Genomic DNA, 22,575 nt, shown 5'->3' on the forward strand with positions numbered 1-22,575 from the left:
ACCTAAAATGAAAGAAACCAATGCGGTCTTGTTGATGGATAAATTTATCTACTACCTGAAGCAACACCGCTTATATACCCGCACACTTGGAATTATTTGAGTCTCTAAAAATGAGGGGATCTCTGAGCTCCAAGAGACATGGCGCGGGGAAAGTTACCGCTTTGGTTACAATAAAAACATTGCGGCCACTCACACCAATTTCACGCTCGCCACATACCGGTTTCCCACCCAAAGATACATGGATTATATGACGGCAATGTCTGCGCGTGAGGCCATCGTTCGTGGCGTGGACATAGACCAATCCGTACGCAGCAAGAGTCGCTACATATTGAGTGCCACCCAAGGACTCCCCCTTGGTTGGGGGCAGTTCTATGTCAGCTCATCGGTACAGAATTATTGGCTTAGTCCGGATGTGGACGCTCAATATCAAATTGGATACAGCAATGACATTCACCAGATGACCTATAGGATCAATGCAGGACGGAGTAAAACGGCTAATGGACAAAATCAGGACACCATCTCTTTGAATGTTAGCTTTCCACTTTCTTGGGGAATGAATAGCGCGAGCGGCTATGTCGGCTACGAAAGAAAAAGCAATGGTCAGCATAGCGTCAGAACCGGTGTCAGCGGTATTACTGGGGAAGATCGCCATATTAACTATGGCGTATCGGGGACAACAAATAGCCATGGAGAAGGGAGCAGTGCAAGTGCGAATGCTAGGATAAGAACGGATTCAACATCACTCAATGTATCTTTAGGCGCCGCCGCCAATTATTACAGTGCTTCGGCTGGGATGAGCGGTACCATCGTTGGCCATAGTGATGGATTGACCTCATCACCTTATCAAGGGAATACCTTTGCACTGGCAGAAGCAAAAGGGGCTGAAGGGGCAAAGGTAAGTAACTATAGCGGTGTCAATATAGATCGCCATGGTTATGCTCTCATTCCCCATTTAAATCCCTATCAGCTCAATGACATCAGAATTGATCCGAAAGGAAGTTCCATTGGGGTTGAAATAGAGAGTACATCATTGAAGGTTGCCCCCCTCGATGGCGCCCTGGTCAAGTTATCTTATCCAACTCATTATGGGTATCCTTTGATCATCAATATAGCGGGCAGCGAATCCCCTCTCCCATTTGGAGCCGAAGTGTATGATTCGGAGAAAAATATTGTCGGCTATGTCGGGCAGAGCCAGCAGGTATTTGCTCGGGTAGCGCAATTGGCTGGCGTGCTTAGCATACAGGATGCCGGACAGCGCTGTACCCTGCCCTATCACCTGACAGGTGAACAGTTGATCAACCCAGATCGATTTGCAGAGGTCACTCTTCATTGCATGCCTCAGACAAAATAGAGAGACACAGATGTTTAAATGCATGATTAAAAAGGCTTATCTTTTTCTCATTTTGTCGACGCTGCCATTGCTTGGCATCAATATGGCTTGTGGGGCATGTGAGGCCAAATCCCCCTACCAGGAGATAATCCATCCACTCCCTTTTAGCACTATGTCCCCGAGTGGCGTCAGTGAAAACCCCATGGTCATCACATTTTCTACTCCAGCAGTACAGTTTAACTGTGACTCAGCGCAGTATTATCTCGCCGCCAAGCTGGATGGTGGCACAGGCCCAATGGTGAACGAGAATGGCGCCTCAATTTATGCCACAAACATTGACAGTCTCGGTATCAGCATTGACTTTCATGGCGGAAATGTCCTTGGCGATAAACATGTCTATCATTACGTGTCCGACTCAGCGAACACCATCGATGTCACCGTCAAACTCATCAAGATAAACGGTGAGGCACTTGGGGGGATGCTGGATGCATCGTCATTCCCCAGCATTATTATTTATGCCACTCAATCGAGTAGTGGTGAGTATATCGATGGACAATCTGTCGAGCTTGCGAGGATGTCACTCTCAGGGCAGATAAGCTATGTGGTCCCCACCTGCTTCGCTGAAAGCAATGAGGTACAGATGGGATCATATTCAATGCAGTATTTTTCATCGCAAAAAAGAAACAACACCGAATGGGTTGATGCCAGTATCAATCTGATCTGTGATGCTCCTTTTGAATATTCCCATCACATTACTTTCAGTGCCGGCAACCAGATGGCCATGGATAGCTCGAATCAATACAGTGTGAACATCGATGCCGTGAACGGTCTGATAGATGCAGAACGTGGCATCATGTCATTAGATGAAGGGGGGGCCTCGGGGATTGGCATTCAGATTTCACGTGACAGATTGGAGCATGCTTGGACAGAGCAGTGGTCTGCCGATACCCGTTATGGTTCACACTTCATCAATATTCCTCTGTATGCTCGCTATATCAAAATAGAGGATAAAGTGGCGCCAGGCCGGGCACACGGCAAATTGATTTATACGATTCAATATAAATAACATGCTTGCCGAGATCCTCATACATCAGGACAACCACAAGCATGCTCCGTTTTTGTTCGTGTCATGGATGCCAGCCAATATGACTTGTTTCAGAGAGGCGCTCTTCATCGCCGCCATCTTCTGCTTGCGCCTGCGACTGGCCTCCTTACTCTCTCCCTGCCGCAACATATTGAGGGCCATGTGCCGCATCGTCGCCACATTCGGCGCCCCATGCTCCCTGTGACGGGCGGGCACCGGCAAGCCATGGGCGATCGCCACGGCCACTACAGGTGCCGGCGCTCACGGCGCCGGTTCCCATTATTCAAACCAGGTCGCGAGATCCCGGCGCAAATTGTCGGAGCGTTTGCCGAAGATGGCCTGCACCTCCTGCCCTATGATGATGACGCCGATGGCGCCCAGCTGTTGCAACGCGTCGCTGTTCACCGACGAGAGCGCCTTGACCTTGACCCTGAGCCGGGTCAGGCAGGCATCGAACGACGCTATGTTCTCTCTGCCACCAAATGCCGCCACCAGTTGCCGGATCCCCTCCTCGTCCAGCCCGGGTTCGGCGGCCTGCGCCATCTCCTGTTGCGGCTTGTGGCCCAGCGCCAGGCCAAACAGACGCTTGAAATCGTGCATGGATACCATGCTTGTCTCCCTCTTTTACCCGCGGTTCATGCACCGGGATGCGATAAGAGAGCCCGTCTGCACGGGCTCAGGGTTCACTAAAGCTGACGACTCAAGACCCGGCAGCCATAGGCCGCCAGGGCAAGTTCTCCGATCAGGGTCTGGCCGGAGCCCATCTCCGTATAGGCCGCTGGCAGCGATACCACGCTGGCCTCGCCGGTGTAGTTCTGCAGGAAGATAAACTCCTGCTTCCCATCGGTGCGGCGCTGGGCGGTGACCCCCGGCGGCAGCTCGGTGGCCAGGGCCCGTGGCAGGGCCAGCTCCTCAATCAGCTTGCCAAAGAAGTCGCGCTGGAACGCCAGATCGTTGCGCGAGGCGATGTAGTAAGCCTGCCCCTTGCCATGGTCGTTGACCGTCACCGCCGGGCGACCGGCATAGAAGTCGCCGTCATAGCTCGCCAGGGCCCGGGCCCCCTCCAGGTGAATGAGGTCGCACAGATGAGTCACCTCATAGGGGCCCGTCAGCCCCAGCGCGTTACCCGCCAGGCCGCTGATGGCGTTGCGCTCATGGTCATAGAGGCTGTCGATCTCTTCGGCCCAGATCCCGAGCACGGGCCGCAGCGGTCCGGGGAAGCCGCCGAGATGGCAGAGATCCGTCTCGTTGACGATACCGGACCAGTAGGTGGTCACGAAGCGCCCCCCCGCCTGGACAAAGCCATCGACCCGTTCGGCAAAGCCGTCGCGCACCATGTAGAGCATGGGGGCGATGACCAGCGAGTAGGGGCTCAGATCGCAGTCGGCATTGATCACATCCACCGCCACCCCCTGCTCCCAGAAGGCGCGATAGTGTTCGGCCACCGTCTTCTCGTAGAAGAGACCGGCATTGCGGGGCCCCTGGGCGTTGTCCATGGCCCATCGGCTCTCCCAATCAAAAATGATGGCGACCCTGGCCTCCACCCGGCTGCCCGCCACGGCGGAGATCTGGCTCAGGGTATCGCCCAGCGCCTGCACCTCGCGGCCAACCCGGGTATCGAGATGGCCGACGTGATCCACCACGGCGCCATGGAATTTCTCCACCGAGCCCCGGCTCTTGCGCCACTGGAAGTACTGCACCGAATCGGAGCCGTGGGCCACCGCCTGCAGGGACGAGAGGATGTGCATGCCCGGCTTCTTGAGCTTGCTGATGGGTTGCCAGTTGGTCAGGCTGGGGGTGGACTCCATCAAGTAGAAGGGTTTTCCCCCTTTCAGGGTGCGCATCAGGTCATGGTACATGGCGGTATAGGCCGCCAGGGTGCAGTCATCCTCGGCATTGTGCCAGAGGGGATAGCTGTCCCAGGAGATGAAATCGATCACCTTGGCCAGCTGCCAGTAGTCATAGTCGTAGAAGTACTCCATGAAGTTGGTGGTCGCGGGCAGCGCCGGGTTTTCCGCCTTCAGGGGGGCTATCTCGGCGGCGCAGAAGTCGCTGACCTGGGCGGTGTTGAACCGCTTCCAGTCCAGATTCAGGCCATGAATGGTGCTCTCGCCGATGGGGGATGGGGATGCTATCTGCTGCCAATCGGTGAAGGTGTGGCTCCAGAAGGTGCTCCACCACGCCTTGTTCAAGGCATCCAGCGTGCCGTAGCGGGCCTTGAGCCAGTCGCGAAACCGATGCTGGCACAACTCGCAATGACACTCGCCACCGTATTCGTTGGAGACGTGCCAGGCGATGACACCGGGGTGGTTGGCGTAGCGCTTGGCCAGGGCACCGTTGATCTGGCGCACCTTGTCACGATAGACGGGGGAGCTCATGCAGTGGTTGTGGCGACCACCGTGCAGCGCCTTGACCCGGTTTTTGTCGGTGCGCAGCACCTCGGGATAGGCCTGTGACAACCAGGCGGGACGCGCCCCGCTCGGGGTGGCCAGGAAGGTATAGATGCCGTTGGCGTAGAGCGTATCGAGCACCCTATCCAGCCAGCCAAATTCGTAACGCCCCTCTTCGGGCTCCAGACCCGACCAGCTGAAGATGCCGACCGACATCACGTTGCTGCGGGTCTGCTTCATCATCTCGATGTCTTTGGCCAGCACGGCAGGATCGTCGAGCCATTGATCAGGGTTGTAGTCGGCACCGTGCAACAGGACGGGTACCTTGCTGCTCAGGGGGGAAAACGTGAACATGACATCTCTCCATGTAATGGACATCATCGCCGGCGGGCACACAGGCCCGCCGATCATGGGTGATTAGTTGAACGCCTTGATGGAGGGCAACACCTTGCCCTGACAATCAAACAGCGACTGGTTCTCGCGGGCATTGCCCTCTTTCCAGTCATCGTCGTTGTATTTCATGCCCGCCTTGGTGGCCCAGGTGGCGCCGGGGGTGGGCAGCCAAGCCGGCTCCCAGTAGAAGACCCCCTTGCCGCGCCCTTCCGGCACCTTGCTGACGACCTGCAGCAGATCGTGGAGATAGTTGGCCTGGCCCTGCACCGTGGCGGGATAGCCGGCGTCCTCGGCCTCCTTCGAGGTGAAGGTGTTCTCGGCGTTGTCGCAGTTGTCCGTGGTGTAGCCGTAGGCGGCCTCGACCACGATCAGATCCTTGCCATAGCGCTTGCTGATGTCGTCCATATTGAACTGGAGGGCGCTCATGGGGCCGTTCCAGTAGATGTAGTAGGAGAGGCCTATGATATCGAACGGCACCTTGCGCCTGGTTATCTCGTCGAACCACCAGATGAAGGTGTCATTCTTGGTCCCCTCCGCCAGATGCAGCATGATTTTTATCTGATCCCCATGCTCCTTGACCGCCTTGATCCCCGCATTCAGCAGGCCAGCCAGCCGATCGAATTCGCCGCCGTTCTGACCCCAGCTCTTGCCTTCCGGCCACAGCATGCCACCGTTGATCTCGTTGCCCACCTGCACCATGTCAGGCAGCACCCCCGCCTTGGCAAAGGCATCCATGGTGTGCTTGGTGTGCTGATACACGGCCTCGGTCAGCTGGTCGATATTCATGGCGGCCCAGGCCTTGGGCTTGTTCTGCCGGGCCGGATCGGTCCAGAAATCGCTGTAGTGGTAATCGAGCAGGAACTTCATGCCATTGGCCTTGGCCCGCTGGGCCAGTGCTATGGTGGTCGCCAGATCATTGTTGCCACCACCGTAAGGCTTGCCATCGGCATCCTTGGGGTCGACCCACAGGCGCAGGCGGATGTAGTTGAAGCCATTCGCCTTCAGGATCCCCATGGCATCCTGCGGGTTGCCATGCTCGTCGAAGAACTTGCCTCCGTGCTTCTCCACCTCCGCCAGCATGGAGACATCCGCCCCCTTGATAAAGTCGGCCGCCACCTTGACCGGCTGGATCTGCACCGTTTCAGCCGCCAGTACCGAGGGGGAAACCATGGTCAATCCGGTGGCCAGCATGGCCGCCACCAATAAACTGTGTCGTAATTTCATCATTGGGATCCTGTGTGATTAGCCCTTGGTTCCACCCGCGGTCAGGCCGGAAACAAAGTACTTCTGCAGTGAGAGATAGAGGATGGCGACGGGCACGGCGATGAGCACGGCACCGGCCGCATAGGTGGTGTAGCTGGCCCCCATCTTCTGGGCGACCAGGTTGTAGAGCCCGATGGGCAGGGTAAATTGATCCGGGGTACGCAAGATGGTACTGGCCAGGATGAAATCACCGAGCGGGCCGGTAAAGGAGAACAGGGCCACCACCGCCAGGATGGGCTTGGAGAGTGGCATGATGATCTCGATGAAGATGCGGAAGTTGCCCGCACCGTCCATCCGCGCCGACTCGTCCAGATCCTTGGGGATGGCATCCAGGTAACCCTTCATCAGATAGGTGTTCATGGGGATCATGCCCCCCACATAGACCAGCACCAGCGCCAGGTGGCTGTTGATCAGGCCCAGCATCTGCGCCAGCACGAAGATGGCGATCAGGGCAGAGAACTGGGGCACCATCTGCAGCAGCAGAAACAGCATCAGTCCATTCTGGCGCCCGCGGAAACGGAAGCGCGAGAAGGCATAGGCGGTAAAGCTGACACTGATCAGGGTGAGCACCATGGTCAGGAAGCTGATCTTCATGGAGTTCCAATACCAGGCGGCATAGTCGATCCGGCCATCGAACAGCTCCTGATAATGCAGGAACGACAGATTCTCGGGCATGATCGAGGTATTGAGCAGGCTGCTGCCCGGATTCAGGGAAGCCCCCACCGTCCAGACCAGGGGGTAGATGATGATCACCGCCACCAGCAGCAGCAGCCCATAACTGATGCCCAGCCGAATGAAGTTACTCTTTTTAACGCTGTGTTTGACGCTCATATTCCCGCTCTCCTTAGGCCATATCATCTTGCTTGAAGGAGTTGGTTGCGCGAAATTGCCACAGCGCGATACCAACCACGAAGATGGACAGCAAAATAGTGATGCTGGCCGCAATGGCATATTGGGATGAAGACATGGTCAACTTGTAAATCCAGGACACCAGAATATCCGTACCGCCCGCGTTGGATCCAATGACCGCCGGACCACCATTATTGAACAGATAAATAATGTTGAAGTTATTAAAGTTGAAGGTGTATTGGGTAATCAAAATCGGCGCAATTGAATACAGCACCAAGGGCAAGGTAATCGTGGTCAGCTTATGCCAGGCATTGGCACCATCTATGGTTGCGGCCTCATACAAGTCGTCCGGAATCGCCTGCAATACCCCTGTGGTCATGGCGAAGACAAATGGGAAACCCAGCCAGGTCTGCATCAGGATAAGGGCTGTCTTGGTCCAGAAGGGGTCTGTCATCCACTGCTTGGGCTCAATGCCCAGTGAGGCCAGAATGCCATTGTTGATGACCCCGAAGGTCTCATTGAACATGCCGGCAAACACCAGAATGGTGACAAACCCAGGCACGGCCCATGGCAGGATCAAGATGGTACGGATCAGTGCCTTGAATTTAAGATCTTTCTGGTTGACCAGTATCGCCAGCATCACCCCAACGGAACATTGCAGCGTGGTCGCAATCAGGGTCCAGATCACGGTCCACTGCAAGACATCCAGCAAGGTGGATCGCCACAGATCCAAGCGAAATATATTGAAGAAGTTCTTCAATCCCACCCAGTCAACCAGCTTGGCGGGTGGGGTGTGGTACAGATCGTAGTTGGTAAAGGCAATAGAGAAGCCAAATATGATGGGAAAGACCACCACGAATACCAGCAAAATAAAACCCGGGGTGATCATCAGATAAGGGAAGCCTTCACTCAGCAAGAGCTGATATTGCTTCCTTATTCCGGACAGCCCATGACCCTGATCCCGCTTTTCACCACAGAGGTAAGCATCGCGGATCCCCCAGTAATAGATACCCACACCAAAGGTGGCAATCAAGACACTGATCACCCCTTTGGCCAGGAGAAACACTGAGTTATCTCGCGGCAACTCGCTCCCCAGGGTAAACAGTCCCCAAAATCCTTGCTGTAAGAAGTCGTTGAATACGCCAAGGAAACAAGACATGACGATAAAGAACAGCGCACCTTTGACAAACTGCTTATTATAAAACTGACCAAAGCCCGGGATCAGGGATAATAATGCCGCAATCTTGGCGTGCTGGGTTTTTAAACCAACCTGTGCGATTTCGCTGGAATCGACAACCACAATCAACCTCCTATCCTTAAATAAACATGGGTAGCATCAAGCAGCTGAATGCTACCCATGCAGGCAAGGCGTAACCCCTGCGTATCGTTAATCCCGATTGGCGTGGTTTGCCTCAATCTGCATATTGATGGTTTTAACGGCACCATCCAGTGCAGCCTTGACATCCTGCTTGCCGGTCACGCTCAATTGCAGGGCGCTATTGGAGGGGGTCCAGACTTCCTGCATTTCCGGCACGCTGGGCATGGGCACGGCATAGCCGGCCTGAATGGCGACGGCCCGCGCCTTCTCATCACCCTTGATAACGGGATCATCGATCAACGCCTTGACGGGAGGAATTTCCCCTGTCTTCTCGAAACGGATCTTGGCGTATTCAGGCTGGTTGATAAATTCGATAAATTGCTGAGCCAGCTCTTTCTGGGTGGAATAAGTGGATACGCTATACCCTTTTACGCCCAGGAAAGAGCGCATGTGCTCGCCATTTGGCAGTGTCGGCAAGGGTGCCACGCCATAATTCACACCGGCATCCTGATAAGGCTTGAATGCCCAGGGACCGGTGATCACGGCGGCGGCTTTTTTCTCGGTGAAGAGGGAATCGATGGCATTGGCCCCCGTCTCACCGACGATCCCGGCCGGGAACAAACCATCGGCATAGAAGGACTTGAGGAAGGTGACGCCATCAACCGTGCCCTGATTGGCCAGGCCAATATCATTCACATTCAGGGAACCATCGGCATTCTGGCCGAAAATATATCCCCCCATGCCGGCCACGACGCCATACGAGTAATAAATTTCGTCAAACTTGGCCAGGAGACCGTATTTATTGGCGGCACGCTGTTCCTTGGAAACCTTGATCAGGTCATCGAAGGTCTCCGGCGCTTTTGGCAACACATCCTTGTTATAGACCAGCACTATGGTCTCGACCGCTTTGGGAATGCCGTACAGCTTGCCTTCATAGGTCTGGGCATCCACCGCCGGCTTGGTGAAGCTGTCCATGTACTTGGCATCCACCTTGAGTTCGGACAACAGCCCCTGCACCACGGCACCACCGACCTGATCATGGGGCAATACCAGCACATCGGGACCTATGCCCGCCGGGCCATCCAGCCGCAGCTTCTCGATCTGCTGCGCGTACGGCATCTCCAGGATCTTCACTTTGACCTTGTGCTGGGCTTCGAATGCCTTGATCGCATCCTCGATGCCATTGGACTTCTTGATGTCCTCCCATATCAGCAGCTCACCCTCGGCTGCCATCACCGCCTGGCCCAGCAGGCTGCTCGCCCCCAATGACAACATGACCAACGCTGTTAATTTATTGATTTTCATCTTTTATCCTTGTCCCTGTTCAAGAAGGAGTGGCTGTTAAGTCGCATGGACTGCCGCGCTGCAAGCCGATGTGTGTAATCATTTCACTCGTGTCCCCCACACCGCCATGACCTTCTGGCTACCAGGTCACTGCGCCCCCTCACGGGTGCGGCAACCTGTTTCGTTGCCAGGCATGGATGGCTAGGCCAACACACTGATTAATAATGAGCTTTTACCTCTGTCCCCTGAGCTTCGGCATGCTGTTCCGGTACACCTCGCCAAGCTTGCCCTTCGGCTACTCCCTCAGGAAAGCGGTCAGAAGTGTAACGGTTACACCGAATGTGATTACGGTAAGCGGAGCGCGTCATATCTGCCAGCAGCATATTCAAAGGTTGTGATCTCATACACAAAAGAAACAGCATTTTGTGCAAGCGGTTACACTGTGCTGTTATATTGCTGTCACGAGTGATGTGTGCAGTCGTCGCGAAGCGGATCTCCGGCTGTTTATATCCGATTCCTGGTGTGTACTCCGTGTCGCAGATGGCAGGGGGAACCATGACAGATTTGATTTATTATCAAGGAGTTAGCAGTATGGCGAGTATCAGCCTGAACAGTGTGGTCAAGCGTTTTGGCACTAACGTGACGCTGCACAATGTGGATCTGGAGATAGAAGATGGTGAATTCACCGTGTTTGTCGGCCCCTCCGGTTGTGGCAAGTCAACCTTGCTGAGAATGATCGCCGGCCTGGAGGAGATCTCCGACGGCCACATCGCCATCGGAGGCTCAGTGGTCAACGATGTCGCCCCGGCCCACCGTGGCGTCGCCATGGTGTTTCAGTCCTATGCCCTCTATCCCCACATGACAGTCGCCGAAAACATGGGTTATGGCTTGAAGGTGAACGGGGTGCCCAAGGCCCAGATCCAGCACCAGGTCGGCATGGTGGCCAAGACACTGCAACTCGCCCATCTCCTTGATCGCAAACCGAAACAGCTCTCGGGGGGGCAGAGGCAACGGGTCGCCATTGGCCGCGCCATCGTGCGCAACCCCAAGGTGTTCCTGTTTGATGAACCCCTCTCCAACCTGGATGCCGAGCTGAGGGTCGAGATGCGCCTGCATATTGCCAAGCTGCACCAGGAGCTGAAAACCACCATGATCTATGTCACCCATGACCAGATCGAAGCCATGACCCTGGCAGACAAGATAGTGGTGATGAACTACGGCAAGGTGGAGCAGGTCGGCTCCCCCATGGACCTCTATTACAAACCCGTCAATCAGTTCGTGGCCGGCTTTATCGGCTCACCCAAGATGAATTTCCTGCCGGCCCGGGTGATTAGCTGGTCTCCCGGCGAGTTGCAGGTTGCGCTGTCGGAACAGCAAACCATCACGCTCCCCCTCTCCACCCGCGAGCTGGCAACCGGCAGCACCATCACTCTGGGCCTGCGCCCTGAGCACGTGGTGCCCGGCCACGATGGCATCCGGCTCTCCTTTACCTGCGAGGTGGTCGAGCGCCTTGGCAACAGCACCTATCTGTTCGGTCAATGCTGCGGCATCGACGGCTTCAAGCTGCTGCTGCCTGGTGACAATGCCTTCAAGCCGTACCAGCAGCTTGATGTCTTCTTCGCTCCCGAACACTGCCTCGTCTTCGCCGAGGATGGCACCCGGATCAGCCGCTGACGCATCCCCTCTCTCCACGCCTGCGCTATTCATGCCACATTTGCCCCCGCCCAGCCGGGGGCTTTTTTCGTCTTGTTGCCCCGTGCTCCCCTGCCCATGCCGCCCCCTCCCTCGACCCGCCTTGCGTCGCGCCCAGGGCACTGCCCTCTTCCTCCTCTCTCCAGTCGATCCCACGCGCGCCAGCACAAAATAGCAGCGAAATGAGAGCCGGCTCCCAACCCTGTTTAAATCCTGTTTGGCGGGGATCCATGGCAGTGTAAAAGTAAGTCACAAAAAGTGAAACGTTACACTCTGAATGTAAGTTCGTATGCAGATGTCTCAACCCACCCATTGGGTGACATGGGACAAAGATGCATAACACCCTGATAATCAGCGGTCTTGCATGTCGATACCGGGCGTATCCGCCAGCGGCAATGCACAGATCCTCAATGTAAGCGATTCTAATGAAGAGCGTATTCCCACCGATATCCATCATCCAACGCCTGCTGCTTGGCTTTGGCTTCATCATCATGCTGCTGGTGCTCGCCGTGACGATCGCCCTGCGGGCGGGCAATCAGCTGGCCGGGCAGGTCGACATACTGACCGGCGAGGTGGCGCCGACCCTGGTACAGAGCCGTTCGGTGACCAAAGACCTGTTTATGCAAGACAAGACCCTGCGTGGCCTGCTCACCCTGCCGTCGAAGGAGGAGGTCAGCAAGGGACGGGGCGAACTGGCGCGCTGGCAGCTGGCGTTCGAGCAGGACGTGGCGCTACTCGGCAGCAAGGCGTCCCACTACCAAGCCATCACCGGCCGCATCCAGGCCCTCATCGAATTGCAAGGACGTTACTGGCAGCTGGCGACCCGGATTGTTGACCGCCATGCCGCCAACCTGGCGCGCCAGCAAACCCTGGCGCAAGACACCAGCCTGAGCCGGGATCACAAGCGCCTGCTGGGCGATCTCGCCATGCAGGTGGAGACCCTGGGCGCCCATTACACCGCCGGACTCAAGAACGCCCTGGTCAATGGACTGGAACAGCTGTTCGGCAATACCCAGGCGGCCATGAAGCTGCAGGACTCGGCACGCATTGCGGCCCAGCTGGCCAGCAACCAGTCCCTCGCCGAGGCGATCGGCAACCAGCGCCGGGCGCTGGCTGCCGAGCTGCTCAAACAGGAGAACGCCTTCGGCGGCAAGATAGATCTGGAGCGGTCGGTGGGCCCCCTGTTTGATCGGGTGGTGCAACAGAGCACCGGCGATACCGGCCTGCTGGCGAGTCACCTTCGCCTGGCCCAAGAGAGCGAGCAGTTGCGCAACCAGAGCACCCAGGCCACCCGGATCATCGACGCTGTACTGGGAGAGCTGGCGGAGATCGACAGCCACGTCGACAGCCAGCTGGCCCTGCGGGTGCAGCGCAGCAAGGCGATCCTGAGCCAGCTGCAATCCCTGCTGTTTGTCGGCCTGCTGCTGTCGCTGGCCGTCAGCGCCCTGGTGCTCTGGCGCATCATCCACTCCATCCGCACCCCCATCAAACAGACCCTGACGGTGCTCGAGGCCCTGAGTCGGGGCGACATGACGAGACGCATCCCCCTCAGGCAGCAGGATGAATTCGGTCAGCTGGCCGGGGGGATCAATGCCCTCGCCCAGGAGATGAGCAACATGCTGGGACAGATAGTGACGGCCGCCGGCTCGCTGGGGGAGATGGCCAACCAGAACCAGTCTGCCCAACTCAGCGCCCAGCGCCAGCTGGAGCAACAGCGCGGCGAGACGGCCAATGTTGCCAGCGCCATGATCGAGATGGAACACACGGTGCACGAGGTGGCAAAGAGCGCCGGGCACGCCCAGCAAACGGTCGGGGAGGTAGCGAGCCAGGCCCGCAGCGCCAGCACCATGAGTGAGAACACCCTGGCCCGCATGAACCAGCTCTCCCAGCGCCTGGCGGATTCACGCCGCATCGTCGAGGAGGTGCACGCACTGGGCAACAACATAGGGAGCATTCTGGGGTTCATCAGCCGGATCGCGGAACAAACCAACCTGCTGGCGCTCAACGCCGCCATCGAGGCGGCAAGGGCCGGAGAACAGGGCAGGGGCTTTGCCGTGGTGGCCGACGAGGTCCGCCAATTGGCCAACCACACCACCCAGTCCACCACCAGCATTCAGGAGATGATCACGGCGCTGCAGCAGAGCGTGCACCGGGCCGTCGCCACCCTGGTGGGCTGCACCGAGGTGATGGCGCTCTGCGCCGAGGACAGCGAGCAATCCCGTCACACCCTCACCCGCCTCGCCAGCTCGCTGCAACAGGTGGCCGACCTCAGCGTCCAGATCGCCGCCGCCGCCCGGCAGCAACATGACACCAGTCAGGGGATCACCATAAATATGAGCAATATCAATAACATATCGGATAGCAACCAGGAAACGCTGACCCGAGTCGCCCACACCAGCGGCCAGTTGCAACGGCTCTCCCAGCAACAGCTGGCCCTGGTGCAGCGATTCAGCCTGTAACCGATTGCCGACCCAGCACGGGCCGGTGCCACCCAAACACAACACAAGGAAATGACAATGCTCAAACACACACTCCTGGCCGCCACCCTGCTCGGCTGCCTTCCACCGGCCTGGGCCGCCGAGACCGACACGGCGCAGACCCGCCCCCTCTTCCTGCGCGGGGAGATGAACAACTGGGAGGCCCCCGCCGCCCAGCAGTTGATCCAGAGCCAGCCCGACCTGCTGACCGTCGCCGCCCCCCTGCAAGCCAGCCACGGCACCTACAAGTTCAAGGTCGCCGACGCGAAGTGGAAGAGCGATACCACCTACGGCCAGTTCGACCCCGTCAGCAAGGTGGAAGCCGGCAAGCCAGTCATCGTCAAGGCCGGTTACCAGTGGAGCGACATGACGTTCGCCCCCGCCGAGGATGGGACCTACCTCTTCACCCTGGATCGCCGCGATCCCGCCAGGATCCAGCTGACGGTGAGCAAGGCGCAGTAACGCCCCCATGGGCCGCCTCTCGGCCCATGGGGTCAGCCCCTGATTGAATGTGTCACGACCAGGACGCATCCAGGCAGGGGATTGCCCTACTCCCTCCCCTGCCCCGGGCTCAGCCATGAGCCAGACCCCTTTCAATCACGGATCCAATCACGGAGAAACAAGGATGAAACTCAACCTGATCAGCAGCCTGGTGCTCGGCGCCAGCATGCTCTGCCCGTCAGTCGGCACCGCCATGGTCAAGGGCGCCGACGTCAGCTGGCTCACCCAGATGGAGCAGTCCGGTTACACCTTCTACAACGACAGCGGCAAGCAGCAGGACCTGTTGCTCACCCTGAAACAGCACGGCATCAACGCCATCCGGCTGCGGGTCTGGGTCAATCCGGCCGGAGGCTGGAACGGCCTCAACGATGTCATCGCCAAAGCCAAGCGGGCCAAGGCCGCGGGCCTCGACATCATGATCGACTTCCACTACAGCGACAGCTGGGCCGATCCTGGCAAGCAGACCAAACCGGCAGCCTGGCAGGGCTACACCTTCGAGCAGCTGATGTCCAACGTCTACTGGCACACCTACAACAGCCTCACCGCCCTGAAGCAGGCCGGCATCACGCCCAAGTGGGTACAAGTGGGCAACGAGACCAACAATGGCATGCTGTGGGACGAGGGCAAGGCATCGGTCAACATGCGCAACTTTGCCTGGCTGATCAACAGCGGTCATGACGCCGTCAAGGCCGTGAACGCGGCAACCAAGGTGATAGTCCACCTCGCCAACTGCGAGAACAATGCCCTTTACCGCTGGATGTTCGACGGCCTCAAGGCCAATGGAGCCAAGTGGGACGTGATCGGCGCCTCCATCTACCCCACCCAGACAGGCAATGGCGACTGGTTTACCATGAACAACCTCTGTTATGACAACCTTGCCGACATGGTCAGTCGCCATGGCAAGGAGGTGATGATAGTGGAGGTGGGCATGCCCTGGGATGATCCGAAAAACAGCTACGACACCCTGGTCGATCTGCTCAACAAGATGACCTGGATCCCGGACAACAAGGGGCTCGGTGTCTTCTACTGGGAACCCCAGAGCCATAACGGCTGGCAGAACTACTCCCTCGGCCTGATGGATCAGGGTGGCAAACCCACCTATGCCATGGATGCCTTCTTGCAACACTGAGCGCGGCCTCACTCCAGCTGACCGGGGGGCTGTCTTGCCGGCCCCCCGCAGCGCAGGCCAGCCCTCACCACCAAGGACCATAGGAGGGTCCGTCGACCCCGCATCCCCGCATCCCCGCAATCGGGCAATCGGGCAGCGCGAGCACGGTCGCGCCCCGCCACCAGACAGGCCACCAGTACAAAATGAAAAAAGGGAGCCAATGGCTCCCTCTATTGCTCACCCTGTGGGGGGGCTTACCACCAGGCTTCGGCCTGAACCCCGACGTTCCAGGTGTTGTCATCCTTGCCGCCGTTGAATGACTCGCCTTCACCATCTTTCAGGTAGCTGGCAAACACGCGGATCTCGGGACGGGCGAACATGCTGGGGCCGGCAGACCAGGCCTGGGCCAGGGTGTATTTCTGGCCACTCGACTTCTCTTCGAACCCGCTGCTCCAGGTTTTGGTGCTCTCATAGGTCCCCACTTCGACCAGCGTCTTCATGATCTCGGTCCAGGCATAACCGCCTCGCGCCACGGCACTGAACAACTCAGTGTTGTCATGCCATGCCTCCAGCTTCTCGCCCTTTCCGTAGGTGAAAACATGGTTCACGGAGAACTTGTCGCCCACGGGAATGTCTCCGGTCAGGATCGCCCGGTAACCCTTGGCGTCATCGGTGAAATGCCAGACATCGTACCAACCGCCCCCCTGAGAGATCATGTTCTGGGCCAGCCCCTTGTTCGCATACTGCAGCACCAGCTTCTCGTTGATGCCGCTGCCGGCAAAATACTGGCTCATGACCGCCGTCAGCATGACGCCGTTCTCGGGGTCATACTGATCGCCTGTGTCTTTCTGCTCATCGGTCGGATTGGGCATGGCATAGCTGACCCCCGCCTCCGTCCAGGCCCCTTCCCAGGGTGCCCAGCCGGCGTAACGCAGATCCAGGAAGTTGATATTCAGATCATTGTCGATGATGGCGCTGTCGATATCGTTGCCATCGGCGCGGATCCACGCCAGGGAGAAGGCCCCCGGACCGACCTTGACGTTCTCAATCCCGGCACCGGCCCCGGAGATGTTCCAATACTTGGTGTCGATGATGTGGAGATCATGGCGCTGATAGAAGCGCTTGCCGGCCCAGACCACGGCATCGGGGGCAGCGGGGATCAGCCCCTTGGCCTTCACGTTGAATTGGCGCAGGGCGAATGTCGCATCGTCCTTGCACTGCTTGCCATCAAAGTCACACACAGTGGTCGTGCTCTCATAGTCGTTGGAGCCATCACTCTGCATGCTGAACATGCTGTCGACGTAGAAGGTCTTGCCATCCTTGTTGTAAACCTCCTGACCGATACCGACTTCGGTGTAGGTATCGCTCTCGTTACCCAGGCGTCCGACAACATTCTGATTGCCGGTCTGCAGGTTCCCATCTTGGGACACTCCGATGCCAGAGCGAAAATAGCCTGAAAAATCAACGGCATTTGAGTTGAACGCCGTCATAGACAGGGCGAGGGCAACGGCTGTAGTCAGTAGCTTCACTTTCATAGTCATTCCTTTATTCCACTGTTGCATTGTTATCTTGATGGACGCTTGCCAATCCATAGGGAAAGCGCTTTCACAGGTCGAAGTGGATTATAGGAAGATTCATGCCTGCACTGACATGATACAACTCACAAAACTGTAATTATTACATACAAAAGAGAGTTGAATATTATCGCGCAATTTCACATGCAATATAACTTATTGTTTTAACGGTGTATTTATCCTGACAACAGGAGTGTTATCGATTACATCAATTAACCGCTTGTCGAGATCAAAGACCCGTCGGCAAGCCGATACGACGGGGAAGACGGCCAAACCGTGAGCCAGATCACCTGATGCAAGGGGCAACACCATCCGCGTCGGCATGTCTCATCCCGGCGCCTGAGGGCACAAGAGCAGGAAAGACAACGGGCGGTGCAAGCGCTCAATAGGGTGATGGGGGCTCTATGGGGGCGATGGGTAAAAGCGCAGACTGGTCACGACAGGAACAAAAAAGGCAACCCCTGACGGGCTTGCCTGATGGAAGGAGGTGTCCGGAGGGAGAGGTTCAGCCGAGACTGCGGACCGAATGGCGGCGTACCAGGGTCGGGCTGAACATGTGGGTCGTCTGCGGCAGGGGTCCCCCCTTGGCCAGGGCGATCGCCAGCTCAGCGGCCTGGGTGGCCATGGCGATGATGGGATAGCGCACCGTGGTCAAGCGAGGACGCAAGTAGCGAGAGATCAGGACATCGTCGAAGCCAACCAGGGAGAGCTCCTGGGGCACCTCGATACCGTTGTCGCTCAGCACAGACAGAGCCCCTGCCGCCATGGAGTCGTTATAGCAGACCACGGCCGTCATATGCTGGCCTCGGCTCAGCAGTTCGGTCATCGCCGCCTCGCCCCCCAGCTCATCCGGGCTGCCACGGGAGATCAGCCGCTCATCGACGGCAATCCCGTGCTCTTGCAGGGCATCCAGATACCCCTGCAAGCGATCTTGCGAGTCTGAGATCTGATGATTGGAGCAGAGAAACCCTATCTTCTTGTGCCCTTCCTGGATCAGGTGGCGGGTGGCCAACCAGGAGCCATAACGATCGTCCAGCGCCACACAACGGGACTCGAACCCCGGGACGATGCGGTTGATCAGCACCATGCCAGGGACATAGCTCATCATCTGGATCAGCTCTTCATCTGCCAGCATCTTTGCGTGTACCACCAGCCCTGAGCAGCGGTGACCAATCAACTGCTCGATCACCCGCTTCTCTTTCACCGCATCGTGGTAACCATTGCCGATAAGCAGGAAATTGCCCGTCGATTGCGCCACCTGCTCCACGGCTTTCACCATGGTGCCGAAGAAGGGATCGGACACATCGGCAACAACCAACCCCAGCGTCTCATTGCTCTGATGGGCCAGGGCCCTGGCATTGGCGTTGGGGTGATAGTTGAGTTCATTCATCGCCTTGAAGACGGCATCGCGCGATGCCTGACTCGCCTTGGGAGAATTATTGATGACACGTGAGACTGTGGCGACGGAGACGCCAGACAGGAGTGCTACATCTTTGATTGTTGCCATGGATTAGCGTTTCCGGTGAACGGTGCAGATAAAAACCATTATTTCATGAGTGTCAGATACTACCGACATTTCCAATGTCTGACACGGCTTTCATATAAAAAGCCCCCACATGCCATCGACACCGGCCTGGGGCAGTGTAACTCGGTTACACGCGAGAAAGCCTGAATCCCCTCACCCCAAGACGTCAAACGTGACCAGTATCACATTAAATGCACGGATATCTTCCACAGAGCCTCTGGCAAGCGCAAACTAAGTGAGAGCGGTTACACAACCAAATCCTCAGCATTCATAGGCACCAAGGAGCAGAGAATGTTAAAAGTCCTTGTTACGGGTGGAACAGGTTACATAGGGAGCCATACCTGTCTGCAGCTTGCCGCAGCCGGTATGACCCCCATCTTGCTGGATAACCTCGCCAACAGCAAAGAGAGCGTCCTCGCACGCATCGACACCCTCAGCGGCCAGCGCCCCCTGCTCTATCGTGGGGACGTGCGAGATGCCGACTTGCTGGATCGGGTATTTGCCGAGCAGCAGATAGATGCCGTGATCCACTTCGCCGGGCTCAAGGCCGTGGGGGAATCGGTGCAAAAACCCCTCGAGTACTATGACAACAACGTCAGTGGCACCCTGGTCCTGCTACAGGCGATGCGCCGTGCCGGGGTCAAGACGCTGCTGTTCAGCTCCTCGGCCACCGTCTACGGCGAACCAGAGACCATGCCCATCCGTGAAGAAAGCCCCACCCTGCAAGCCACCAACCCCTATGGTCAGAGCAAGCTGATGGTGGAACGCCTCATCCAGGATTTTGCCAAGGCGGCGCCCGATTGGTCATTGACCCTGCTGCGTTACTTCAACCCGGTGGGGGCGCACCCCAGTGGCTTGATGGGCGAGGATCCCCAGGGTATCCCCAACAACCTGATGCCCTATATCGCCCAGGTGGCCGTCGGGCGCCGTGACAAACTCGCCATCTTCGGGAACGACTACCCCACCCCAGATGGCACTGGCGTGCGAGATTACATTCATGTGATGGATCTGGCCGATGGCCACGTGGCCGCCTTGCAGGCCAAGCTCGGGCAGGCCGGGGTCCATGTGTACAACCTGGGCACAGGGGTCGGCTACAGCGTGCTCGACATGCATGCAGCCTTCTCCCGGGCCTGTGGCCGTGACCTGCCTTATGAGATCGTGCCGCGCCGCGCCGGGGATATCGCCCAATGCTGGGCGGACCCCACCCGGGCCCGCACCGAGCTGGGCTGGCAGGCCAGTCGCACCCTCGATGAGATGACCGCCGATACCTGGCGCTGGCAATCACAGAATCCAACCGGCTATCCGACCCCATGAGCGGCCCGCGCGAGGAGCGTTTACCCATGCAATTTGAACCAACCGAACACCCCCATCGTCGTTACAACCCGCTGACGCAGCAGTGGGTGCTCGTCTCTCCCCACAGGGCGAAGCGCCCCTGGCAGGGTCAACAGGATGAGCCGGATCGCACCCAGCGCCCCCCCCATGATCCCGACTGCTTCCTCTGCGCGGGCAATACCCGGGTCACGGGGGACCAGAATCCGGATTATCGGGCGACCTTCGTCTTTACCAACGACTTCGCGGCCCTGATGACGGATACCCCGGCGGCGCCGGTCGGTGACGATCCCCTGTTCCGGCTGGAGAGTGCCCGTGGCACCAGCCGGGTGATCTGCTTCTCACCGGATCACAGCAAGACACTGCCCGAGCTGCCGCTCCCGGCCCTCACCGCCGTGGTCGACACCTGGTGCGAGCAGACCGAAGCGCTGGGTCGTGACTACCCCTGGATCCAGGTGTTCGAGAACAAGGGCGCCATGATGGGGTGCTCCAATCCCCATCCCCATGGACAAGTCTGGGCCAACGACTTCCTGCCCAACGAGGCCAGGAGAGAAGATGACGCCCAGCGTGAATACTTTGCCAGACAGGGCCGTGCCATGCTGCTCGATTATGCCGAGCGCGAGCGGGCCGATGGTCGTCGCACCGTGGTAGAAACGGAGCACTGGCTGGCGGTGGTGCCCTATTGGGCCGCCTGGCCATTCGAGACCTTGCTGCTGCCCAAGTTTGCGGTGACGCGCCTGCCGGCATTGACGCCGCGACAGCGTGAGGATCTGGCCCTCGCACTCAAGCAACTGACCAGCCGCTACGACAATCTGTTCCAGTGCTCTTTCCCCTATTCCATGGGCTGGCATGGCGCCCCCTTCAATGGCGAGGAGAACGGCCACTGGCAGTTGCACGCCCACTTCTACCCGCCCCTGCTGCGCTCTGCGAGCGTGCGCAAGTTCATGGTCGGTTATGAAATGCTGGCTGAGATACAGCGCGATCTGACGGCAGAGCAGGCGGCCGAACGGCTGCGCTCCGTCAGTGATGTCCATTTTCGTGAACAGGTTTGAGGTCGAGTGATGAACATTGAATCCCCCCGCAGCGTGACGGATACCACCTTCTACGCCCAATACGGCTACCACCCGACCCTCGCCATCCAGGCGCCGGGACGCGTCAATCTGATCGGTGAACACACGGATTACAACGACGGCTTCGTGCTCCCCTGTGCCATTGACTATCAGACGGTGATCAGCGCGGCGCCCCGCCAGGACAGCCTGGTGCGGGTCATCGCCGCCGACTACCACAATCAGCAGGATGAGTTCGATCTGAGCCAGCCCATAGAGGCGCGCCCCGAATACCTGTGGGCCAACTATGTGCGAGGGGTCGTCAAGTATCTGCTGCTGCGGGGCTGCGCGCTGACCGGGGCGGATCTGGTACTCAGCGGCAACGTCCCCCAGGGTGCCGGTCTGAGTTCCTCCGCCTCCCTCGAGGTGGCGGTGGGACAAGTCTTCAAGGAGATGAATCGGCTCGATATCAGTCAGACTGACATCGCCCTGAACGGCCAGCTGGCGGAGAACCGGTTCGTCGGCTGCAACTGCGGCATCATGGATCAGTTCATCTCGGCCCTGGGTCAGCAGGATCATGCCCTGCTGATCGACTGCCGCAGCCTGGAGACGCGCCCCGTCAGCATGCCGGCCGGCATCGATGTCGTCATCATCAACTCGAACGTGCGCCGCGGTCTGGTCGACAGTGAATACAACGCCCGCCGCGCCCAGTGTGAGACGGCGGCCCGTCATTTTGGCGTCAAGGCGCTGCGCGATCTGACCATGACGCAGTTCCTCTCCCGGGCCGGTGAGCTGGATCCGGTCGTGGCACGCCGCGCGCGCCATGTCATCTCCGAGAATGAACGGACCCTGGCCGCGGCCGATGCCCTGGCCAATGAAGACATGGTCATGATGGCGGAGCTGATGGCGCTCTCCCACGCCTCGATGCGGGATGATTTTGCCATTACCGTGCCCGCCATCGACGCCCTGGTCGACCTCATCAAGGGGATCATCGGCAGCCGCGGCGGCGTCAGGATGACGGGGGGCGGCTTCGGTGGCTGTGTGGTGGCGCTAGTGCCCCAGGCCCTGACCGCGGCGGTCTGCGAACAGGTCAATGCCCGCTATCCCCAGATCAGCGGCTTGCAACCCAGCATCTATATCAGCAAGCCCTCGGCAGGAGCCGGCATCCTCTGATCCCCACGGCGATGCCAGGGGCCGGGCGCACGATGGACGCCACGGGCCCTGGCATCACCGGGATGGCCCATGGACCAGGCATCATGCTCCCCTCGACGACGCGCCTGAGGTGAGCCGCAACGCCTCTGCCCTCTCGCGCCCCCCTCTTTCACCCGCCCACGCTCTTCACCGCGAGTCGACGCCGCCAGGAACCTGTCCTCAAGGCGGCGCCACGGGCGCTTCCCCCGGGCATACCCCCG

18 protein-coding genes are annotated in these 22,575 nt (G+C 58.4%); 10 read left to right on the top strand and 8 right to left on the bottom strand.

Features of this window, described 5'->3' with window-relative positions:
- Nucleotides 1-118 precede the first annotated feature (118 nt).
- The 3 genes from ACLHZ1_RS17890 (at nt 119) to ACLHZ1_RS17900 (ending at nt 2,619) form a co-directional block, all read left to right on the top strand.
- Nucleotides 119-1,351 (top strand): fimbria/pilus outer membrane usher protein, encoded by a 1,233-nt coding sequence (locus tag ACLHZ1_RS17890; RefSeq protein ID WP_427263190.1) that lies wholly within the window; start codon nt 119-121, stop codon nt 1,349-1,351.
- Between the two features lie 10 nt (nt 1,352-1,361).
- Complete coding sequence (locus ACLHZ1_RS17895; RefSeq protein WP_427263158.1) at nt 1,362-2,396, top strand: fimbrial protein; 1,035 nt, start codon at nt 1,362-1,364, stop codon at nt 2,394-2,396.
- 79 nt (nt 2,397-2,475) lie between these two features.
- Nucleotides 2,476-2,619, top strand: coding sequence for a hypothetical protein (locus ACLHZ1_RS17900; RefSeq protein ID WP_427263159.1), 144 nt, complete (start codon nt 2,476-2,478; stop codon nt 2,617-2,619).
- Between the two features lie 74 nt (nt 2,620-2,693).
- On the opposite strand, the gene ACLHZ1_RS17905 is transcribed toward ACLHZ1_RS17900, so the two are convergent.
- The 6 genes from ACLHZ1_RS17905 to ACLHZ1_RS17930 form a co-directional block, all read right to left on the bottom strand.
- Nucleotides 2,694-3,023 carry a glucose PTS transporter subunit EIIB gene (locus ACLHZ1_RS17905; RefSeq protein WP_427263160.1) on the bottom strand — a complete coding sequence of 110 codons (330 nt, stop codon included), beginning with the start codon at nt 3,021-3,023 and terminating at the stop codon, nt 2,694-2,696.
- A 77-nt stretch (nt 3,024-3,100) separates the two neighbouring features.
- Nucleotides 3,101-5,158: a beta-galactosidase gene (locus tag ACLHZ1_RS17910; protein ID WP_427263161.1), complete on the bottom strand. Its 2,058-nt coding sequence runs from the start codon at nt 5,156-5,158 to the stop codon at nt 3,101-3,103.
- A 63-nt stretch (nt 5,159-5,221) separates the two neighbouring features.
- Entirely contained in the window at nt 5,222-6,421 is a 1,200-nt protein-coding gene (locus ACLHZ1_RS17915) for a glycoside hydrolase family 53 protein (RefSeq protein WP_427263162.1), read from the bottom strand.
- An 18-nt stretch (nt 6,422-6,439) separates the two neighbouring features.
- Nucleotides 6,440-7,291, bottom strand: coding sequence for a sugar ABC transporter permease (locus tag ACLHZ1_RS17920; RefSeq protein WP_427263163.1), 852 nt, complete (start codon nt 7,289-7,291; stop codon nt 6,440-6,442).
- Nucleotides 7,292-7,304: 13 nt separating this feature from the next.
- A complete protein-coding gene (locus ACLHZ1_RS17925; protein WP_427263164.1) occupies nt 7,305-8,609 on the bottom strand; it encodes a carbohydrate ABC transporter permease in 1,305 nt (434 codons plus the stop codon).
- Between the two features lie 87 nt (nt 8,610-8,696).
- Complete coding sequence (locus ACLHZ1_RS17930; RefSeq protein WP_427263165.1) at nt 8,697-9,932, bottom strand: extracellular solute-binding protein; 1,236 nt, start codon at nt 9,930-9,932, stop codon at nt 8,697-8,699.
- A gap of 570 nt (nt 9,933-10,502) precedes the next feature.
- On the opposite strand from ACLHZ1_RS17930, the gene ACLHZ1_RS17935 reads away from it, so the two are divergent.
- The 4 genes from ACLHZ1_RS17935 (at nt 10,503) to ACLHZ1_RS17950 (ending at nt 15,710) form a co-directional block, all read left to right on the top strand.
- Nucleotides 10,503-11,585 carry an ABC transporter ATP-binding protein gene (locus tag ACLHZ1_RS17935; protein ID WP_427263167.1) on the top strand — a complete coding sequence of 361 codons (1,083 nt, stop codon included), beginning with the start codon at nt 10,503-10,505 and terminating at the stop codon, nt 11,583-11,585.
- A 443-nt stretch (nt 11,586-12,028) separates the two neighbouring features.
- Nucleotides 12,029-14,062, top strand: coding sequence for a methyl-accepting chemotaxis protein (locus ACLHZ1_RS17940; protein ID WP_427263168.1), 2,034 nt, complete (start codon nt 12,029-12,031; stop codon nt 14,060-14,062).
- A gap of 57 nt (nt 14,063-14,119) precedes the next feature.
- Nucleotides 14,120-14,542: a hypothetical protein gene (locus ACLHZ1_RS17945; RefSeq protein ID WP_427263169.1), complete on the top strand. Its 423-nt coding sequence runs from the start codon at nt 14,120-14,122 to the stop codon at nt 14,540-14,542.
- A 163-nt stretch (nt 14,543-14,705) separates the two neighbouring features.
- Complete coding sequence (locus ACLHZ1_RS17950) at nt 14,706-15,710, top strand: glycoside hydrolase family 53 protein (protein ID WP_427263170.1); 1,005 nt, start codon at nt 14,706-14,708, stop codon at nt 15,708-15,710.
- Between the two features lie 233 nt (nt 15,711-15,943).
- Here ACLHZ1_RS17950 and ACLHZ1_RS17955 read toward each other — a convergent pair whose 3' ends face one another.
- Complete coding sequence (locus tag ACLHZ1_RS17955; RefSeq protein WP_427263171.1) at nt 15,944-17,230, bottom strand: maltoporin; 1,287 nt, start codon at nt 17,228-17,230, stop codon at nt 15,944-15,946.
- Between the two features lie 538 nt (nt 17,231-17,768).
- The gene (galR, locus tag ACLHZ1_RS17960; protein ID WP_427263172.1) at nt 17,769-18,770 is read right to left on the bottom strand and encodes an HTH-type transcriptional regulator GalR; all 1,002 of its coding nucleotides are present in this window, start codon (nt 18,768-18,770) and stop codon (nt 17,769-17,771) included.
- Between the two features lie 309 nt (nt 18,771-19,079).
- On the opposite strand from galR, the gene galE reads away from it, so the two are divergent.
- Genes galE through galK form a run of 3 tightly spaced genes read left to right on the top strand, consistent with a single transcriptional unit; the run spans nt 19,080 to nt 22,336 of the window.
- The gene (gene galE, locus ACLHZ1_RS17965) at nt 19,080-20,102 is read left to right on the top strand and encodes a UDP-glucose 4-epimerase GalE (RefSeq protein ID WP_427263173.1); all 1,023 of its coding nucleotides are present in this window, start codon (nt 19,080-19,082) and stop codon (nt 20,100-20,102) included.
- Between the two features lie 26 nt (nt 20,103-20,128).
- Complete coding sequence (gene galT / locus ACLHZ1_RS17970; protein ID WP_427263174.1) at nt 20,129-21,169, top strand: galactose-1-phosphate uridylyltransferase; 1,041 nt, start codon at nt 20,129-20,131, stop codon at nt 21,167-21,169.
- Between the two features lie 9 nt (nt 21,170-21,178).
- The gene (gene galK / locus ACLHZ1_RS17975) at nt 21,179-22,336 is read left to right on the top strand and encodes a galactokinase (protein ID WP_427263175.1); all 1,158 of its coding nucleotides are present in this window, start codon (nt 21,179-21,181) and stop codon (nt 22,334-22,336) included.
- The last annotated feature ends 239 nt before the right edge of the window (nt 22,337-22,575 follow it).

Origin of the sequence: Aeromonas sobria, assembly GCF_050266975.1 — a bacterium.
Lineage (GTDB): Bacteria > Pseudomonadota > Gammaproteobacteria > Enterobacterales > Aeromonadaceae > Aeromonas > Aeromonas sobria_B.

Excerpts from the sequence above, each read along its gene's own strand:
- galE (WP_427263173.1), top strand. The coding sequence starts at position 19,080 with ATGTTAAAAGTCCTTGTTACGGGTGGAACAGGTTACATAGGGAGCCAT.
- ACLHZ1_RS17910 (WP_427263161.1), bottom strand. The coding sequence starts at position 5,158 with ATGTTCACGTTTTCCCCCCTGAGCAGCAAGGTACCCGTCCTGTTGCAC.
- ACLHZ1_RS17935 (WP_427263167.1), top strand. The coding sequence starts at position 10,503 with ATGGCGAGTATCAGCCTGAACAGTGTGGTCAAGCGTTTTGGCACTAAC.
- galR (WP_427263172.1), bottom strand. The coding sequence starts at position 18,770 with ATGGCAACAATCAAAGATGTAGCACTCCTGTCTGGCGTCTCCGTCGCC.
- ACLHZ1_RS17945 (WP_427263169.1), top strand. The coding sequence starts at position 14,120 with ATGCTCAAACACACACTCCTGGCCGCCACCCTGCTCGGCTGCCTTCCA.
- ACLHZ1_RS17900 (WP_427263159.1), top strand. The coding sequence starts at position 2,476 with ATGACTTGTTTCAGAGAGGCGCTCTTCATCGCCGCCATCTTCTGCTTG.
- ACLHZ1_RS17920 (WP_427263163.1), bottom strand. The coding sequence starts at position 7,291 with ATGAGCGTCAAACACAGCGTTAAAAAGAGTAACTTCATTCGGCTGGGC.
- ACLHZ1_RS17905 (WP_427263160.1), bottom strand. The coding sequence starts at position 3,023 with ATGGTATCCATGCACGATTTCAAGCGTCTGTTTGGCCTGGCGCTGGGC.
- ACLHZ1_RS17940 (WP_427263168.1), top strand. The coding sequence starts at position 12,029 with ATGAAGAGCGTATTCCCACCGATATCCATCATCCAACGCCTGCTGCTT.
- ACLHZ1_RS17895 (WP_427263158.1), top strand. The coding sequence starts at position 1,362 with ATGTTTAAATGCATGATTAAAAAGGCTTATCTTTTTCTCATTTTGTCG.
- ACLHZ1_RS17915 (WP_427263162.1), bottom strand. The coding sequence starts at position 6,421 with ATGAAATTACGACACAGTTTATTGGTGGCGGCCATGCTGGCCACCGGA.
- ACLHZ1_RS17930 (WP_427263165.1), bottom strand. The coding sequence starts at position 9,932 with ATGAAAATCAATAAATTAACAGCGTTGGTCATGTTGTCATTGGGGGCG.
- galK (WP_427263175.1), top strand. The coding sequence starts at position 21,179 with ATGAACATTGAATCCCCCCGCAGCGTGACGGATACCACCTTCTACGCC.
- ACLHZ1_RS17955 (WP_427263171.1), bottom strand. The coding sequence starts at position 17,230 with ATGACTATGAAAGTGAAGCTACTGACTACAGCCGTTGCCCTCGCCCTG.
- ACLHZ1_RS17950 (WP_427263170.1), top strand. The coding sequence starts at position 14,706 with ATGAAACTCAACCTGATCAGCAGCCTGGTGCTCGGCGCCAGCATGCTC.
- galT (WP_427263174.1), top strand. The coding sequence starts at position 20,129 with ATGCAATTTGAACCAACCGAACACCCCCATCGTCGTTACAACCCGCTG.